The organism is Pseudoalteromonas sp. SG41-1 (assembly GCF_014164575.1).
GTDB lineage: Bacteria > Pseudomonadota > Gammaproteobacteria > Enterobacterales > Alteromonadaceae > Pseudoalteromonas > Pseudoalteromonas rhizosphaerae.
In genome coordinates, this window is sequence record NZ_JACJFL010000015.1 from 32588 (window position 1) to 51340 (window position 18753).

The 18753-nt window shown below is 40.5% G+C and carries 16 protein-coding genes and 1 riboswitch; of the genes, 6 read left to right on the forward strand and 10 right to left on the reverse strand.

What is annotated here, in order from left to right; genetic code table 11:
* Positions 1-3 precede the first annotated feature (3 nt).
* Both H5203_RS10690 and msrA read left to right on the forward strand, forming a co-directional pair.
* On the forward strand, positions 4-3102 hold the full coding sequence (locus tag H5203_RS10690; RefSeq protein ID WP_145235151.1) for an efflux RND transporter permease subunit: 3099 nt from the start codon (positions 4-6) through the stop codon (positions 3100-3102).
* 150 nt (positions 3103-3252) lie between these two features.
* Positions 3253-3789, forward strand: coding sequence for a peptide-methionine (S)-S-oxide reductase MsrA (msrA, locus tag H5203_RS10695; RefSeq protein ID WP_145235150.1), 537 nt, complete (start codon positions 3253-3255; stop codon positions 3787-3789).
* 88 nt (positions 3790-3877) lie between these two features.
* On the opposite strand, the gene H5203_RS10700 is transcribed toward msrA, so the two are convergent.
* Positions 3878-5722, reverse strand: a complete 1845-nt coding sequence (locus H5203_RS10700; protein WP_182819716.1) for a TonB-dependent receptor domain-containing protein — start codon at positions 5720-5722, stop codon at positions 3878-3880.
* Positions 5723-5755: 33 nt separating this feature from the next.
* Positions 5756-5934, reverse strand: a riboswitch (cobalamin riboswitch).
* 173 nt (positions 5935-6107) lie between these two features.
* Positions 6108-6590 (reverse strand): YajQ family cyclic di-GMP-binding protein, encoded by a 483-nt coding sequence (locus H5203_RS10705; RefSeq protein WP_145235145.1) that lies wholly within the window; start codon positions 6588-6590, stop codon positions 6108-6110.
* Between the two features lie 161 nt (positions 6591-6751).
* Here H5203_RS10705 and H5203_RS10710 point away from each other — a divergent pair, with 161 nt between their 5' ends.
* Both H5203_RS10710 and H5203_RS10715 read left to right on the forward strand, forming a co-directional pair.
* Complete coding sequence (locus tag H5203_RS10710) at positions 6752-7105, forward strand: VanZ family protein (protein WP_145235143.1); 354 nt, start codon at positions 6752-6754, stop codon at positions 7103-7105.
* Positions 7098-8000: a ketopantoate reductase family protein gene (locus tag H5203_RS10715; protein ID WP_145235140.1), complete on the forward strand. Its 903-nt coding sequence runs from the start codon at positions 7098-7100 to the stop codon at positions 7998-8000. The genes H5203_RS10710 and H5203_RS10715 overlap by 8 nt, the downstream gene beginning before the upstream one ends.
* A 29-nt stretch (positions 8001-8029) precedes the next feature.
* Here H5203_RS10715 and thiI read toward each other — a convergent pair whose 3' ends face one another.
* Positions 8030-9487 carry a tRNA uracil 4-sulfurtransferase ThiI gene (thiI, locus tag H5203_RS10720; protein WP_145235138.1) on the reverse strand — a complete coding sequence of 486 codons (1458 nt, stop codon included), beginning with the start codon at positions 9485-9487 and terminating at the stop codon, positions 8030-8032.
* Between the two features lie 104 nt (positions 9488-9591).
* Positions 9592-10242, reverse strand: a complete 651-nt coding sequence (locus H5203_RS10725) for a TetR/AcrR family transcriptional regulator (RefSeq protein WP_145235136.1) — start codon at positions 10240-10242, stop codon at positions 9592-9594.
* A gap of 250 nt (positions 10243-10492) precedes the next feature.
* Here H5203_RS10725 and coaD point away from each other — a divergent pair, with 250 nt between their 5' ends.
* The gene (gene coaD, locus H5203_RS10730) at positions 10493-10975 is read left to right on the forward strand and encodes a pantetheine-phosphate adenylyltransferase (RefSeq protein ID WP_145235133.1); all 483 of its coding nucleotides are present in this window, start codon (positions 10493-10495) and stop codon (positions 10973-10975) included.
* Complete coding sequence (locus tag H5203_RS10735; RefSeq protein ID WP_145235131.1) at positions 10972-12366, forward strand: capsule assembly Wzi family protein; 1395 nt, start codon at positions 10972-10974, stop codon at positions 12364-12366. Before coaD ends, H5203_RS10735 begins: the two co-directional genes overlap by 4 nt.
* Positions 12367-12890: 524 nt before the next feature.
* Here the strand turns inward: H5203_RS10735 and H5203_RS10740 are convergent.
* From H5203_RS10740 to argB, 6 genes are all read right to left on the reverse strand, one after another.
* Positions 12891-13424 carry a hypothetical protein gene (locus tag H5203_RS10740; RefSeq protein WP_145235128.1) on the reverse strand — a complete coding sequence of 178 codons (534 nt, stop codon included), beginning with the start codon at positions 13422-13424 and terminating at the stop codon, positions 12891-12893.
* A 16-nt stretch (positions 13425-13440) separates the two neighbouring features.
* Complete coding sequence (locus tag H5203_RS10745) at positions 13441-13650, reverse strand: hypothetical protein (protein ID WP_145235126.1); 210 nt, start codon at positions 13648-13650, stop codon at positions 13441-13443.
* Between the two features lie 275 nt (positions 13651-13925).
* Positions 13926-15791, reverse strand: coding sequence for an argininosuccinate lyase (gene argH, locus H5203_RS10750; protein WP_145235124.1), 1866 nt, complete (start codon positions 15789-15791; stop codon positions 13926-13928).
* Between the two features lie 57 nt (positions 15792-15848).
* Entirely contained in the window at positions 15849-17051 is a 1203-nt protein-coding gene (locus H5203_RS10755; RefSeq protein ID WP_145235122.1) for an argininosuccinate synthase, read from the reverse strand.
* Positions 17052-17061: 10 nt separating this feature from the next.
* Positions 17062-17982, reverse strand: a complete 921-nt coding sequence (locus tag H5203_RS10760; RefSeq protein ID WP_145235120.1) for an ornithine carbamoyltransferase — start codon at positions 17980-17982, stop codon at positions 17062-17064.
* A 7-nt stretch (positions 17983-17989) separates the two neighbouring features.
* On the reverse strand, positions 17990-18751 hold the full coding sequence (argB, locus tag H5203_RS10765; RefSeq protein ID WP_145235118.1) for an acetylglutamate kinase: 762 nt from the start codon (positions 18749-18751) through the stop codon (positions 17990-17992).
* Positions 18752-18753 lie beyond the last annotated feature (2 nt).

The window sequence follows — 18753 nt, forward strand, 5'->3', positions numbered from 1 at the left end:
ACTGTGAAAATTACTGATACCAGTGTCAAACGTCCCGTTTTTGCAATTGTAATTAACCTACTGTTACTAACCTTTGGCTTAGTGGCTTTTTCGATGTTACCGCTGCGCGAATATCCTGATATTGAATCACCCATAGTCAGTGTAAGCACTGAATATACGGGAGCGTCAGCCGAGATCATTGAAACAAAAATTACCCAAGTGCTGGAAAACCGTATTTCCGGTATTGAAGGCATTAAAAGCATTAATTCATCAAGTAGAAATGGCCGCTCAAATATTACCATTGAATTTAATATCAGCCGTGATATTGATGCCGCATCAAACGATGTCCGCGAACGTGTAGCGCGCGCACTTGATAGTCTACCTGAGCAAGTACGCCCGCCAGAAGTATCTAAATCTAACAGTGATGAAAGCCCTATTGCATGGTTTTTACTCAATAGCGACACAATGGATTCATTGCAACTATCTGATTATGCACAGCGCTTTATTGTCGACCGTTTAGCTGTGGTAGATGGTGTTTCCAATGTACGTGTTGGTGGTGAACGTAAATATGCCATGAAAATTTGGCTCAACCGCCAAGCAATGGCTGCTCGTGGCATAACCAGTAGTGACATAGAAAACACCCTACGAACTGAAAATGTTGAGCTACCTGCAGGTGAGATAGAATCTATCGACCGTGACTTTACAGTTCGAACAGCGCGTAGTTACAAAGAGCAGCGTGATTTTCAAAACCTAGTAATTAAACGTGGCGACGATGGTTACTTAGTTCGTCTTGGTGAAGTCGCTGATGTAAAATTAGAAGCCGCTGACGATGAAAGCTTATTCCGAGGTAATGGCCGCAATATGGTTGGCCTTGGTATTGTTAAACAAGCTAAAGCGAATACACTTACCGTGGTTGATAATGCCCGTGCTGAACTTGAAAAAATCAAACGCAACCTGCCAGAAGGCACAACTATTCAAGACAGCTACGACTCGTCAATATTCATTAAAGAATCAATTAACGAGGTTTACAGAACCTTGGCTATTTCTATGGCCTTGGTGGTATTAATTATCTTCTTATTTTTAGGGAACATTCGCGCCACCTTGATCCCAGCGGTAACAGTCCCAGTTGCGCTGGTCGGTAGCTTTATGTTCTTATTGGCGATGGGTTACTCAATTAACTTATTGACACTACTGGCGCTGGTGCTAGCAATTGGCTTGGTTGTTGATGACGCGATTGTAATGCTAGAAAACATTCACCGGCGTATCGAACTGGGCGAACCTGCCCTACTAGCCGCTTATCGTGGCGCCCGTGAGGTTGGCTTTGCAATTATTGCCACCACCTTAGTGCTGATCTCGGTGTTTGTCCCCTTGGTATTTATGGATGGCCGTATCGGCGCATTATTTACCGAGTTTGCGATGGCCGTCAGCGCCGCGGTATTCTTCTCAAGCATTACCGCATTAACACTCTCGCCAGCGTTGTGTTCATTAGTACTTAAACCATCCTCAAAAGAGAGTAAATTCAGCCAATGGATGGACCGTATCTTTAGTAAGATTGAGCAAAGTTATAAAAACTCTTTACGCTCAAATATGACGCGTTCAGGTGGTTTAACAATCACCCTACTGCTGGCTGGTTTTGTTAGTTATTTACTGTTCCAACAAATTCCTTCAGAACTTACGCCAAAAGAAGACCGTGGTACTTTCTTTATCATGATGAGTGGCCCTGAAGGGGCAAGTTATGAAAATAACGCCGCCAACATGGCAAAAATTGAAGAACGTTTAATGCCTTATTCCGAAGCGGGCGAACTAAGTCGAGTGCTGGTACGCGTTCCTGGCTGGGGTGGCAGCGGTGGTGTGGCAATTGTTGGTATGGCAGACTGGGATGAACGTAAACGTTCAACTTGGGAAGTAATGGATGAGATCAGTGCAAAAATGACTGAAGTCACCGATGTGCGCGCGTTTGCTATTATGCGCCGTGGTATTGGTGGCGGTGGCTCATCACGGCCCATTGAGTTTGTCCTGCAAGGTAATGATTATGCACAATTAGCTGATTGGCGAGACCGGATCATTGAACGTGCAGAGAAAAACCCAGGACTGGTGCGTATTGACCATGACTACAAAGAAACCTTCCCGCAGTTTTTGATCAGTATCGATAAAAACAAAGCGGCGGATTTAGGGATTTCAGTTTCGGATGTTGGCCGCACCCTTGAAACCATGTTAGGTCAACGCCGTGTTACCACCTTTATTGACCGTGGTGAAGAGTACGATGTGATCTTAAAAGGCACTAAAGCTGACTTTGCTGATCCTACCGATATATCAAATATTTACTTAAAATCTCGCAGTGATGAACTGGTTCCTCTAGATAGCTTAATTAGCTTAAAAGAAGAAGCCACTGCATCAAGGCTAAATCGTTACAACCGAATGCGTGCTATTACTTTGAGCGCTAACCTCGCCGATGGTTACACCCTTGAAGAAGCGCTTAACTTTTTAAATAAAGTGGCAATGGAAGAAAACGAAATTGATGGCGCCATTGATTATAAAGGTGAATCGCAATTATATTATGAAGGTGCCTCAGCGATGACGTATGTTTTCATTCTAGCGCTTACTGTTACCTTCTTAGTTTTAGCCGCTCAGTTTGAAAGCTTTATGCACCCCTTTGTGATCATGCTCACTGTGCCACTGGGTTTGATGGGCGCAATGTTTGGTTTATGGGTTGCAGGACTAACCATAAACATTTACAGCCAAATAGGCATTGTAATGCTGATTGGTCTTAGTGCTAAGAACGGTATATTGATTGTCGAATTTACCAATCAATTGCGCGATAAAGGCGTAGAGTTTAGTGAAGCTATTTTACAAGCAGCAACCCAAAGATTGCGACCAATTATTATGACCTCTTTGACTACGGTAATGAGTGCGGTGCCACTAGTGCTAGCCTCAGGCCCTGGTGCAGAGAGCCGTATGGTAATTGGTGTAGTGGTGTTTACTGGTGTTATTGTCGCAACCATACTTACGCTATTTGTTGTTCCTGCGGCGTACTATGCGCTGGCTCGCAATACTCAGTCTCCTGAGTTTTTACAACAAAAGCTCAACCAACAAGAAGCTGAAAGGCCGCTAAAAGAGCTTTAATCTCATCGTAGCGTTGCAAACCCATAGCAACGCTACTGTTCACTTCAACACACTTCCCTGCCGTAATTAAATGAAATAATAAACCTCCTTGCTCGTTCTTCTGTTACGCTAGATAATCCGTGTAATTTAACAGCTTTAAGGAACAACTAAATGAGTATAACAAATGAAACTGCAACATTTGGTGGTGGCTGCTTTTGGTGTATTGATGCCGCGTTTAGGCGCGTGAAAGGCGTTTTACAAGTAAGCTCTGGCTATACTGGCGGCGAAACAACTGAGCCTACGTATAAACAAATTTGCACTGGCCTCACCGGCCACGCAGAGGTTGTACAGATTAAGTTTGACAGTAGCCTGATAAGCTATGAAACCTTACTGGCGATGTTTTTTACCCTGCATGATGCCACTCAGCTAAACCGCCAAGGTAATGATATAGGTACCCAATATCGAAGTGTGATTTATTATCATGATAGCGAGCAGCAAGCGCAAACTAATCAATATATTGCAAAATTACAAAGCCAAATACGCGAAGATATCGTCACTGAAGTTAGCCCTGCAACCACTTACTACCCAGCAGAGCAGTATCACCAAGACTACTACAACGAAAACCCTGAGCAACGCTATTGCAGTTTATTGATAGCACCAAAGCTGAAAAAGTTTGAAAAAGACTATAAACAGTTTTTAGTAAACTAAGCAAAGTGCTAAATAAGCATTTTCATCTAAATATAAAAAAGCCCGACAAACAAAAGTGTCGGGCTTTTTTATTTAAGCTAGAACGAGATCAGAACTGGTAACTTGCGCCAACAAAGAAGCGACGGTCAACTGTATTGTAGTAAAACACTTCGCCAGTTACATAATCCATACTTGAGTCAACCGCGTTGTATTGCTTATCAAATAAGTTTTCAACACGAGCAGAAAATGAAAGCGCACTGTTAAATTGATAATTTGCAGTTAAGTTCCATAACGTATAAGAACTAAGCTCTGTTACTTTACCTTGACGATCACTACGGTACTGCATATCAAAACCGGCATCAAAATCGCCCCACTGCTTCGCAACAGACCAGTTCACAGTACGTGGTGAAACATTAGTTTGTGCTACACCCGTTTCGGTATTTTCAGCATTTAAATAAGTAAAATTAAACTGATTATCAAAACCAAGTACTGTATTGGCAAAGCTAAACTCAACACCCTCATGGCGTGCTTCATTTATATTTTCTGGCTGCCATTTACCAGCTGCATTAGGTGCCCATGCAATTAGGTTTTCAATATTATTTCTGAATATTGATATATCAAGCTTTGCTTGAGAAAAGTCTAAACTCAAACCTAACTCTTGGTTAGTTGATGTCTCTGGTGCTAAATTTGGATTACCTGGAGATAAAGGGTCAGGAAAATAAAGATCATTAAATGTTGGCGCTTTAAAGCCCGTGCTTTGGCTCAATCGAAGTGTTGCACGCTTATTTAAGTGATAACCAACAGCTGCGGCGTAAGTTGTTTCATTACCAAACTGCTCATCATCATCTAAACGCAATGCTAAATTTGCAATGACTTTATTATCATCAAAATAGCCCCCAAGAAATGCAGCTTTAGCTACTTTGCTATCCGCTAGATAAGCCTTACCATTAGTAAATATTTCATCTTTATACCAATTAAACCCGCCATTAACGGTTAAAACTTGGCTTGCATTATAACTGCCGTGGTAATCAAATTGTTTACGTTTTGTTTTATAACTATTAGTAATAATCGCACCAGTGTAATCATAGCCTTTGTTGTCAGAATCATCGGTTGCAATAGCAACATTAATTGAGTGCTTATGATCGGTAAAGGATTTATCCCAACCCAGCCCTAGCTGATAATTTTCAAATTCATTATTTTCTACGATACTATCAATAGGCGAGAAAGCATTGTCGTATTGTGCATTACCTTCACTGTATTGACCCAGCGCTTTAAGCTCACCTAACAGCTCATCTGCATAGCGAATATTAAATCCTAAATTTTTGTTCTCATAACCATCTTCATCCGGTGCTACGCCTTGCAATACGTCAAAGCCATCCGTTTTTTCAAACCCAGCATTAAACGACGCTTTAACAGCATCAACTACCGTTGTACCTGCAACTTGATAATTTTGATAAGCATCAGTACCAAATGTTGCATCTAGGCTGACGGATTCCTTTGTACGAGTAATAATATTGATCACACCAGCGAGCGCGTCAGACCCATAAACTGCAGCACGAGAGCCTTTAACAATTTCAATGCGCTCTATTGAATTAAGAGGAATATTACTAATTGATTTATAACCAAGGGTTGCAGAGCCCGTACGTACGCCATCAATCAAAATAAGTGTATGTCGCGAGCTTGAACCGCGAAGTGACACGCCAGAACTTTGCCCAAAGCCACCATTGGAATTTATTTGAAAACCAACTTGGGTTGCTAGTAAACTCGGTAAATCACGGACATTACTTGTTTCAATATCACTGCGCTCAATAACAGTTACACTGGCAAGTACATCAGTAATTGATTGCTCAAATTTATTAGCGGTTACCGTCAGGCGTTCTATTGATTGCTCTGCAGACACAGAAAAAGACAACGCAGCGGCAATTGCTACGCCTAGAGTAGATTTGTTTAACATGATATCCCCTGACCCGCGCCCACCGCACAAGTGATAGTAAATTGACTTCAAGGCCGGTCTCCGGACTTAACATAACTCGCTAATAAATTTAGCTAAAAGTATGTATCACCGTTGCGGGGGCAGTGTTGGACTTCGTTTATATCCTATAAACGCCACCAACTTCCCGATTATCTTGCTTTACTTAATCAACAACCTTGAAAAGTAACCACAAGCACCTTGAAAATAGGTCGCTATTGTGATTATTTTAAGCACAAAAGTCAATGGACGGCTATACATCTAAATACTCTAGGTTCTAGGAATAATCATAAGTTCTAAACTAAAAAAGCCAAACTACATTGCTGCAATTTGGCTTTTTCTAGCACCTAGAAACCTAGCTCCTAGCTTTCTAATCTCTAAAGTTTTTAAACTGAAATGGTTGCCCTAAATCAGCACTGCGTACTACTTGCATGGCTTCTTGTAGGTCATCACGTTTTTTACCCGTTACACGTACTTCTTCGCCTTGGATCGCGGCTTGTACTTTTACTTTAGAGTCTTTAATGGCTTTAACGACTTTTTTAGCCATATCTTTTTCGATACCTTGCTTTAGCGCAACATTACGGTAAACATTTTTTCCCGCACGTGAAATATCTTGCAGCTCTAAACTTGATACGTCCATACCGCGTTTTGATATTTTGCTCGCTAAAATATCAAACAACTGCATAACCTGTGAATCAGCTTCTGCTTTTAGTTTAATGGTTTTATCATTAAGCTCTATTGACGCATCAACGCCTCTAAAGTCAAAGCGAGTTTCAAGTTCACGGTTAGCGTTATCAACAGCATTTTTTGCTTCGTTCATTTCGACTTCCGAAACAATGTCAAATGAAGGCATAAGTCTCTCCTAACAAGATATTTTTAATTCAAATTTATATTGTCGATAATTATACTATATAAATTTTATAAATCTTTACACTTTTCTATGCTTTGTTCAGGTGCGATACGAAATTTGTTTGATATACTGCGGTTCTATTTTTAAACGATTTAGGATTTTTCGTGACTCGGCGTGTTTATCAAACTCTATTTTTAATCAGTATTCTGGTATTTACCTTTTTGTTTGCCCGCGATTTTAGGGGCGTTGGGGTATCGTCACTGCCTCATCTAGATAAGTTAGTGCATTTTATTATTTTCTTTGTTCTGGCAGCCGTCATGGTCAGAGCGTTCAAGCTACCTGTATTCGTTCACCTCGTGTTATTAGCATTTTATGGTATCGCTATTGAGCTAATGCAAAGCACAATCCCTTATCGTAGCGCATCTGTTGCTGATGTTGTTGCTGACTTTTCTGGGGCTGCTAGTTTCTTTTTGTTGTTCGGTATTTATTCTCGTTTTAAAAAGAATCAAAATGGCTAATATATTCGTCGTTGGCGATGGTGCCATTGGGCTGCTCTATAGCCATTATTTGAGTCAACAGCACAGGGTTACCCTACTTACCAAGCATGCTATTGACGAACCTCGTTTTTATCAACAAGCAAACGCGCCAAAACAAGCAATTAATTGCCAACTGACAAACCTGACTCAATTATCTGAGCACGGCCAAGTCGATGTTGTTATTTTTACTGTTAAAGCATATCAAGTTGCCACCGCATTTAGGCAACTAAAGCCTTTTTTAAGCGCTCAATGCCAACTGATTTTATCTCACAATGGCATGGGTAATGTAGATGAAATAAATAGCGAACTTACAAAACAACAAGGACTATATTTTTTAACAACACGTTTAGCGGGCTACAAAGATGCACCTTTTAGTGTGTTGCATACTGGTATCGGGAGCAGCATTTTAGGTGATTGTAACCAGCAAGCAAAAACACAACTCGCTGAAGTTAAAAATCTACTAAACGCTATTCCTGAATTAACAACCACAAATAATATACAACAATTACGCTTTGAAAAATTACTCGTTAATATTGCTATTAATCCACTCAGTGCGCTGCACAATGTGAAAAATGGCGCACTGACTGCACCACAGTTTAGTGGCATAATTTTAAATATCTTAAACGAAGCGTGTACCGTTGCAAATAAACTAGGTATTAATGTGCGACTTGCTGAAGCATTAGCGAACGCCTATCAAGTGATGAGTGATACCAAAAACAATTACTCATCAATGCATCAAGATGTCGCCCATAATCGCATCACAGAAATTGACGCGATGTGCGGTTATATTTGCCAAAAAGGTAATCAACTCGGTATTAATACCCCTCACAATCAATCTTTACTCGATGCTATCAGACATAAAAAAAGCGCGATTTAACTCGCGCTTGTTATTAATAACTATCAACCTTACGGGCGATAAACTTTAACATTGGCAAAGCCATTTTCATGTAAAATAAGCGCCTGTAGCTGACTCATTACACCTTTAGTGCAATATAAGTAGTAGTCTTTGTCTTGCGGTAGGTCTGCAAATTTGGTCGCTAAGCGGAAAAACGGCAAATGCACAACTTCTATCCCATCAATTTCAAGCGGTGCTGCATCTTCTTCTTCCGGCGAGCGAATATCAACAACAACTGCATCAGCTGGTAAATCAGAAACTGACTCTGCCTCTTTTAGCTCTTGTTTAGCTTCGACGTCAATGTCACGAATATCCATAATACGTGCGTTTTCAATAACAGTATTGAGCACATCAAAATCAAACTTTTGCTCTTCAGCTTCTACTACGGCAATTTTAGCTTTAACTGTAGGCTTTTTAGAAATCACACCACAGTATTCCGGCATAGTTTCGGCCATTTCTGCGGTGCCGATTTTACGAGCGATGTTTATAATTTCTTGTTTGTCGTGTTGGATCAGCGGGCGTAATATAAGCGTTTCGGTAACACGGTCAATCACACTTAAGTTGGCTAATGTTTGACTTGAAACTTGGCCTAGACTCTCACCGGTAACAAGCGCTTGAATCCCCATTTTTTCAGCTATTTGGCTGCCTGCACGCATCATCATACGTTTGAGAACTACACCCATTTGACTGTTTTCAACATTTTCTAAAATTTCGGCAACAACGGGGTCAAAGTCAACACTGATAAATTTAACTTTATGGGTTGAGCTAAACTGCTTCCAAATATAATAGCAGGCTTGTTTAACACCAATCTCGTGCGCCGCACCGCCTAAATTGAAGAACAAAAAGTGCGTACGAGCGCCTTTGCGGATCATTTGATAACTAGCAACGCCCGAGTCAAATCCACCTGACATTAACGACAAGACATCTTCTTGCGTTGGTAATGGGAAACCGGCCATACCATGATGGGTGTGCGTTACTACGTAAGCTTTATCATCTTTAATTTCAAGGCGAATAGTTACTTCAGGATTTTTCAGTCTTACGCTGGCGCCATCGACGTGTTGATTTAACCCACCCCCAACATAACGCTCTACATCGGTAGAAGTGAAATCATGCTTACCTTGGCGTTTACAACGCACACAGAATGTTTTGCCAACAACAGTGTGACCAACCATATCTAGCGCTTTTTCGTAAATATCGTGCAGGTTTTCGTAGTTAGTTTCGGTCACTTCAATAAACTGCACGATACCTGGGATCCGTTGTAAGCCATCGATAAAATCAATACGCATTTGCGCGTCATCTAATTTAGTTACGACGGATATATTGTCCCAGTTATTTTGTACTTGTACTTTTTCGTCAAGCTTGCGTAATACAATTTTAATGTTGTTCTCTAACAACTTAGTAAAACGTTTTCGCACAGAACGGCTTTTAATGGCTATTTCAGGATGGAGTTTGACGATAAATTTAAGCATAGTTTACTCGTTAGACAATATTTAGGATTCACGCACCCACGTGTTGGGCGCGGGATTATAACAAAAAATCTAACGTCTAGGAAATAAACAACCGCTGCGTTTAATTAAACGGCACCTGCCTGTGCCGCTAATTTACTGTATTTTTCGCGTAACAAGTTAATTTTTGGGATGCTTTGCTCTGTACCAAATGCTTTAAAAAGTGCTAACACTTTTAAGATACCATTATAAATATCTTGCTGAATTAACTCACCGCTTAACCGTCTAGCTTTAATGTAAGGAGTCCAAAAACTGACAGTAATTTTTAGCATGTGAGCAAGCTCAACAGCATCTTCATCGTCAATTGCGATCATACCAACTTCACGCAGGCCAATTACAATTTCGCGCACTTGGCTTAACAAAGCTGCTTGGAACTCAATATAGTCTTTTTTCAGTACTTCGTCGCGAGATAAAATATCACCCAAATTGTCATAGAAAAAATGAAAACGCCACATCAACTCAAACAAAGCATCAAGATACCCAGTTAAGTGTGTCAGTGCTTCATCCTGCTTTTCCATTGGCACAAACTGAGTGTGCAAATGCTTACTATATAATGCAAAAATATGGCGAATAATGTCTTCTTTATTTTTAAAGTGATAATAAAGATTACCGGGACTGATGCCCATGTGAGAAGCGATATGATTGGTTGTTATCGCGCGCTCGCCATGTTGGTTAAATAGCATTATGCTAGTTGTAATTATTTTATCCTTGGTACTCATATCCTGCGACTCTGATTATTTTTATTAGAGTAAATGACCATAATTCACTCAGTATTATTAGCCGCGCAGTATATACAAATATAATCCAATAAAATACTACCTTGAAAATTTCTAATCCATAATTCGTAGTTATTGTTTCTTATTGAAATAAACTCATTTACAAATGAAAATATGCAGTCGCAATTTGCAGGCTGATCTGGACAACAAAGACTGTTAATATAACCCTCAAAATAACACTAAGATGATATTTATGAAAGTCACCGCAATTTACCCTGGTACCTTTGATCCATTAACCAATGGACACACAGATCTGATCCAGCGGGCAGCTAAAATGTTTGATACTGTAATTGTTGCAGTTGCTCACAACCCTAGTAAAAAACCCTGCTTTAGCCTTGATGAGCGGGTAGCAATTGCCAATAGTTTACTCACTCATTTAGATAACGTCAGTGTTATTGGCTTTTCTGGATTATTAGCTGATTTAGCACGCGATCATAGTGCTAATGTGTTAATCCGCGGTATTCGTGCTGTGTCTGACTTTGATTATGAGTTTCAGCTTGCCAATATGAATCGTCGTTTAAATCCTGATTTAGAGAGTGTTTTTTTAACCCCAGCTGAAAAAAACTCATTTATCTCTTCAACCCTCGTTAAAGAAGTCGCCCGTCATAAAGGCGATGTCAGTGAGTTTGTACACCCTATTGTAGTAAAAGCATTGCAGGAAAAGTTACACGGATGAAGTTAAATATCTATTTAAGCGCCTTAATTGCCATTGCTACACCGGCGTTTGCAACACCTTGGATTGAAAGTGACGATCCTTTATTACGCGCTTCAATTGAAATGCTCTTTAACCAAGGTGTGATTAAACAACCGATCAATAGTTATCCCCTAATGTGGCAAGGTATTGCCAGAGATTTAAGTACAATTGAAAGCAGCAGTTTATCAACACAGAGTCAATTTGCTTATCAACACGTAAAACATGCCTTAGATAGAGCTAAACAAGGCAGTAGCTCTGGTGTCAGGCTTAACTACAATAGTGAGCCAGCTTTGCAACAAAGCTTTGGTAAGCGCGATCAACAAAAAAGTGGTATAAATAGCTATGGCTCTATCACTGGCGACCGTGTTAGCGCCAAAGTCAGTGTTAATTACGCTGATGAGGCACTAGATGATGAATACACAAATTATCACGGCAGTTATTTAGCAGTATTAATCGGCGGCTGGTCTGTCAGTGCAGAGCAAGTAAGCCATTGGTGGGGACCCAGTAACGATAACGCACTACTGCTATCAAATAATGCAGCACCAATGAAAGGGCTACGGATAAACCGCGCTAACACCCAATATGTAGGTCCAAGCTGGCTCTCCTTTATTGGTAATTGGCAGTTAACCGGGATTTACGCGAAACAAAAACCGCATTTAAGTAATGGTGAAAAAGGCGACTACTGGGCTATGCGCTTTGCCAGCACACCACTTGCGGGGCTTGAGATTGCATTTAGCTCAGCGGGCTCTGACTATTTAACCAGCACAGAAATAGCCCCCAATTCGCTCGAACTGATAACAACTAAGCAACGCTTAACTAGTTTAGATGTTAAGTACTCAACCAGCATCGCCAATCAACCGATTGCTTTTTATACTGAGCTAATGGGTAAAAATGACAGTGGTATTGCGCCCAGTGATCCTTTTTATACCCTTGGTGTAGAGAGTTTTTTTGGTGATCAAAAACAGTTATTAAAAACCTATTTTGAATATTCAAATACCCAACAAGATTGTACGGCCCAACTTAGCTGTAATGAGGCTAATGAAAGCTTTACGAACTATGCCCAAGCCTATAATCATAAAGACCGCTTAATTGGCTCTGCAACACCACAGCAAAGTAAATCAGCAGTATTAGGTGCGCATTATCATACTATGAACGGTTATGGCGGCTATGCGAAGTTACGTTGGTTTAAAACTGACATCACCGACTTGACTCAAGTCGCTGAAACGTTTGAACGCTTACAATTAGAGCTTGGTTATCAGCAGGCTATTTTTAGTGGTTTATGGAAGATCAGCGGCTCAGTGTATAAAGACGAACTTGCTAACGAGTCTAATACCAACAGCGCATTAAAAACCAGTTGGGAATATCGGTTTTAAGTGTTCTAAATAAGGGCCTGATGTTTATTTAGGCCTTTGATTATCCTAACTTTTATTAAAAATTTGCTTAAGCCTAAAAAATCTTTATTTATAGCTAAGGCTGTTATCATCATCACATCGCATATATTAACGCCAAAAGAATAAACTGACCAAAGCCACCAAGGCTCAGAATTTGATCGCACATAGATATCGCAATAAATTGCGGTAATTAAAATGGCATTTAAGATAAGCCCACACACAATATAGCAATTAACTGGAGAGGGGCTAATCTTTTGATATCTGATCAATAACCCAATGCATGTAAGAGTGAGTAAATCGTATATAAACCAGTTCAAATAAGTTGAATACACTAAATATAAGTGCTCGCTCGTTATATAAGAAACGGCCATTATAAATGAAAGTATTACTATGCTTTTATTGGGGTTATTTATGTACAGTACCCAATTTAATAAAAAGACCATTAAGAATCCCCACTCGATAAATACACCGATGTACGGACCAACTACGTCATTTATAAACATAAGCTAAATGGAGTGTTTTACGTGATGTGTTTTAAATAATGCTTTAATTGCATTTTTAAGCCTAATTAAACCTAAAATGTCACGATCGACAATCAAGGCTACTATCATTGTAAAATCAAGAAAATAAACACCAAAAGAATATATGTCCCACAATACCCACGGAGTAGTATTTTCTGATATTCGTAGATCATAATACATTGAAGATGACAAAATTGTATTAACACTTAAAACAGAAATGACATAGAAGAATGCTGGGGACTTGGCATTATTTTTTACCAAGTAGGCGCTAATAATTATTAATGTTATTGTTACAACATCGTAAATAGCCCAATTGAGATAAATGTTAGAATTATCAAACCACGTAAATAGATGATCACTTATAAAATAAGAAGTAAAAACAATAAAAGATGAGATCAACAGAACATTATTTCTTTTTAAATCTGCTATCCATAAAAAAAGATTGAAAAACAAACCCATCATCAAGCCCCAAACAACCAATGCTGACAACGAAAGTCCGAAATGTTCTGTTAAATACATCTATAACTCATTGCTATTATTTTGGGCGCTTATCTGGATCTAATACAATGATCCCGCCACGTTGAATTTCAGCTTCGCCTTTTGATGCTAACAAAGCCTCATTAGATATAGACACTGTATCAGATTGTAGGGTTTTATTACTAGCGCTTTGTTCAAGTGCTGGCTTTGATTGTTGCATATTATTATATGCTTGCATTTGTAATTGGCTGTTAGCTGTAACTTGCATAAGATTAATCCTTTCAATAAATGTTGAATAAAATGACTTATTAAATAAGTCACTGTTTTTAACGCTCTGATAACTGCTTGGCGCTTTTAAAGATGAACTCACGCTGAGCCATCTTACACCTAAGTAATAAGCAATTACTGATCCAACATTTAAAAAAAACGATCTTTTTTTATCTTTTATTTGCTACAGCTAACCAATACAACAGGTCATACCAGATATAGCAAGACATAAAAAAACGCACAGGGATAACCGTACGCTTTTTATATCCAGGGATTTTAAGCTACATTTTTACACGGGATCTCCGCGTTCCGACTTTGCTTCAAAATAAATTCCATCGCGACTTCGTCACAATTGTCTCTGCGTAAACACAGTTCACAATCTTTCATCACCTTTTCCGGTAAGCTGTCTTTGGTACAGAATGTGAAACCTTGTTTTTCAAAGAAATCAGGTACTCGCGTCAAAACAATGATGCGATTGAGTGCCAATTTTTTGGCTTTAACTAATAAATGTTCAACTAACTGACGACCTTGCCCAGTAATACCTGTTTCAGGATCTATCCCTAGTGAACGAATTTCAGCAAGACCAGTATCATAAATATACAATGATGCGCAGCCCGCGACTTCTCCAGCAACTTCGGTAACTGCAAACTCATTGATTGAATGTACCATGTCGCTTTTAGCACGCGGTAAATTTTCACCTACCGTAGCCCAGTGCTGGATCAATTTAGCAATTGACTCTACATCGTCAAGATTAGCGTCACGAACTGTTATTTGCTGTTTTTTTTTGGCATCTTTAACTGCAACTGTAACTTGCTCTAAAGATGTACCACCAAGTGCTTGGCGCGCTTTTATACATGCGTCTATCTCTAGTACAGCATATACGTCCTGTGCAAAAATACTATGCACCGATTGGAATTGTTCTAAACTTAAATCTTCTAAGTTATTCCCTTGTGCGATAGCCATTTGTACCAACACACCAACAATATGATGACCTTCCCTAAAAGGGATCCCTTTGGCGACTAAATAGTCAGCAAGCTCTGTCGCATTTGAATGCCCGCCCTTAGCAGCGGCTAAAGTACGATCGCCATTTACTTTTATACCTTTGATACACGCTTGCGCCATATGAATACAAGCAAGCCACGTTGGCATGGCATCAAATAAGCCTTCTTTATCTTCTTGCATATCTTTATTATAGGCAAGTGGCAGTGCTTTTAACGTCATCATCATGGCACTAAAGGCACCAAATACACGCCCTGTTTTGCCGCGAATAAGCTCTAGCGCATCGGGGTTCTTCTTTTGTGGCATCAATGATGAGCCTGAAGTAACATTATCTGCTAACTCAATGAAACCCGCTTCACCCGAATTATAAAAGATCAAATCTTCTGACATACGCGATAAATGGATCATAGAGATTGATGCACAGCTTAATAGCTCAACCACAAAGTCACGATCTGATACGGCATCTAAACTATTTTTAGTCGCAGCGGTAAAACCTAACCCCACGGCAAGTGCTTGCCGATCAATTGGGTACGCAGTACCGGCAAGTGCCCCACTGCCCAAAGGGCAAAAATTCATTCGCGCTTTAGCATCTGCTAAACGGCTTTCATCACGTTCGATCATTTCCACGTAAGCCATACACCAATGACTAAACAACAATGGCTGAGCACGTTGTAAATGGGTATAACCAGGTAAGATAGTGCCCAGCTCACGTTCAGCTAAAGCGATAAACTCACCTTTTAACTGACCAAGCGCCGTAAGTATGTGAGCGGCGGTATCACGACACCATAAACGAAAGTCAGTAGCGACCTGATCGTTACGACTACGTCCGGTATGTAATTTTTTAGCTAAGTCACCCACTTTTTCGATCAATGCAGCTTCAACATGTGAGTGAATATCTTCAGCTCCTGACGTTGCCACAGCTTGTGGATCAGCTTTTACTTCGTCGAGTAATTCATATAATGCAGCGACTAACTTTTTGTGTTCGTCACTACTTAATACGTCAACCTGCTTAAGGGCACCTGCCCACGCTACAGAGCCAACTATATCTTGCTCTGCGAGTTGATAATCGAAGGGAAGTGAGTCGTTAAATTGTTTAAACGCCTCATCTGGACCCGTAGAAAAACGTCCGCCCCATAATGCCATGAAATCTCTCCAAACCCTGAAATTGCCCCGCCTTATTGTTACGAGGCTGTAGTAAAATTACTTCTTCGCTAGTGCTGAAATTCTGCTTGAAAGCGAGAATAAACGAATAAAGCCTTCAGCATGCGATTGGTCGTAAACATCATCTGCACCAAAAGTAGCAAAATCTTCGCTGTATAAGCTATTTGGTGATTTTTTCTGAACCGCTGTTACTTGGCCTTTATAGAGCTTAAGAATAACTTCGCCAGTAGCCACAGTTGATAACGCTTCTGCACCCGCTAAGATTGAATCTTTAAGTGGTGTAAACCAACGACCGTCATATACTAAATGTGAAAACTCGCCGCCCAGTACTTCTTTCCATTTGCGGCTTGCTTTATCAAGTACTAACTCATCAATCGCTTGTAATGCCGCCATGATCACTGTGCCACCAGGGGTTTCATAACAACCACGGGATTTCATGCCCACTAAACGGTTTTCAACGATATCAACACGACCAACACCATGTGGGGATGCAATATCATTAAGTTTAACTAGACAATCATACGGTTTAAGCTGCTCGCCATTGACAGCAACAACTTCACCTTCAACCACGTTTAAGGTAACAAATTCAGGCTCATTGGGTGCTTGCTCTGGTGAGCTAGTCCAAGTCCACACTTGCTCACTTGGTTGACACCACGGATCTTCAAGCTCGCCACCTTCGTGAGAAATATGCCACGCGTTTGCATCACGGCTGTAGATTTTAGTTGCCGATGCAGAACATGGAATATTACGCTCTGCCAAGTAGTCAAGTAATGACTCACGGCTTGATAAGTCCCACTCACGCCATGGCGCAATAACTTGAAGATCAGGCGCAAGGGCCGCAAAACAAGATTCAAAGCGCACTTGGTCATTACCTTTACCAGTACAACCATGAGAAAGTGCATCAGCACCTACTTTACGAGCAATCTCAACTTGCGCTTTAGCAATAATAGGACGTGCCATTGACGTACCTAATAAATAAGTACCTTCGTAAATTGAACCGGTTTTTAACGTTGGGTAAATATAATCACTTACCATTTCGTCTTTTAAGTCAACTACATAACATTCAGACGCACCAGATGCGATCGCTTTTGCTTCAACGCCTTCAAGTTCTTCAGCACCTTGACCTACATCGGCAACAAACGCGATAACTTCACAACCGTAGTTTTCTTTTAACCATGGCACGATGGCTGACGTATCTAAACCACCAGAATAGGCTAATACAACTTTTTTAATAGAACTCATTGGTGATACCTTACACAAAATTTGGATTTAATAATGAAACAAGCAATGCGTTTTGCGCATGCATACGGTTTTCTGCTTGTTGTATAATTTTTGACGCCGGACCATCCATTACCTCAGAAGTAATTTCAAATTCACGGTGTGCTGGCTGGCAATGCAGTACAGTGTCAGCCCCAGTCTGTTTAAGCAACGCCGCATTTAATTGATACGGCATGTACTTTTCTTTTACTTGTTCAAGTGGCGTATCATCGCCCATTGATACCCATGTATCGGCATACACTGCGTTAGCGCCTACAGCCGCTTCAACACGATCACTCACCATCACTGATGCACCATTCATTGCGGCAATTTGCTCAGCCTGCTTTAAAATTTGCGAGTCTGGTGAACTGCCTTTAGGGCATACGGCAACAAAATCGGTGCCTAAAGTAGCCGCAAGTAACATCAGTGAATGCGTTACGTTGTTGCCTTCACCTAAATAAGCTAATTTTAGCTGGCTTACATCGCCATATACTTCTTGCAGTGTTAGAAAGTCAGCAAGTGCTTGGCATGGATGATATAAATCGCACAAACTGTTGACCACAGGTACGCTTGAAAATTCAGCAAGTGTGGTTAATGTTTTATGCTGATATACCCGCGCCACAATACCGTCAGCCCAACTGGCAATGTTCAATGCAAAGTCTTTTACTGATTCACGTGCGCCCATGGCGCCATTTTGTGAATCAAGATACACCGCATGTCCACCTAACTTATTAATACCTATATCAAATGATAAACGCGTACGTAAGCTTGGTTTTTCAAATAAAGTAACCACCGATTTGCCAGCCAGTGCTTGACTAAAATCAGCTGGGTTAGCTTTAATTTTTTGCGCTAAGTTAAGTAATTTAAGTGCGCCTTGTTGGTCTAACTCTAGACCCGATAAAAAATGATTAAACATATAAAACCTATGGTGTAATTTTTGTTCCGACGTGCTCACCCGCGAGTAGAGCAATTAAGTTTTCTGGCTTTTGCCAGCTCGAAATGTAAACGCCACGTCGTAAGTGCTGGGCAGCAAGAAGGCTGGTCTTTACTTTGACCTCCATCCCACCCAAAATTACTCCTTCTGCAATTAAAGTATTGATCTGGTTTGTGTCAAGTTGATGTAACGGCTGTTTATTTGCATCAAGTACAGCTTCTACATCAGTCATAAAAATAATTTCCGCATTAAGCTCTTTAGCTATTGCTGCCGCCGCTTCATCAGCGTTTACGTTATACCAAAGGCCATCTTCACCAAAGCCGATAGAGCTGACCAGAGGTAAACGACCGAGTTTTAATAACTCCGGTATCACACTTTGCACACCGCCGTCACAATTACCGACTTGACCAAGCGCTTTGAGTTTTTGTGACGAAATAATGCCCGCTTCGTATAAACTAAGCCCGACGGGTTTATGACCTGCGATAATTGCTTGGCTCATTAATTGTTTATTAGCACACCCAGCAAGCGCGCCAACAATATAAGGCATTTGCTCTTTTGGACTGATGCGTAAACCTTGATGTTTCGCACTAGCAAAACCAGCCTCAGTCAACCAATTATCAACTAGTGAACCGCCACCATGAACGATGACAAATTGTGCTTGAGTTTGCGATGCAAGCGCCTCAAATAACGCTTTAGCCGCGTCTTCTGTATTGAGTACTGCACCACCGAGTTTAATGACCCATGTTTGCATTA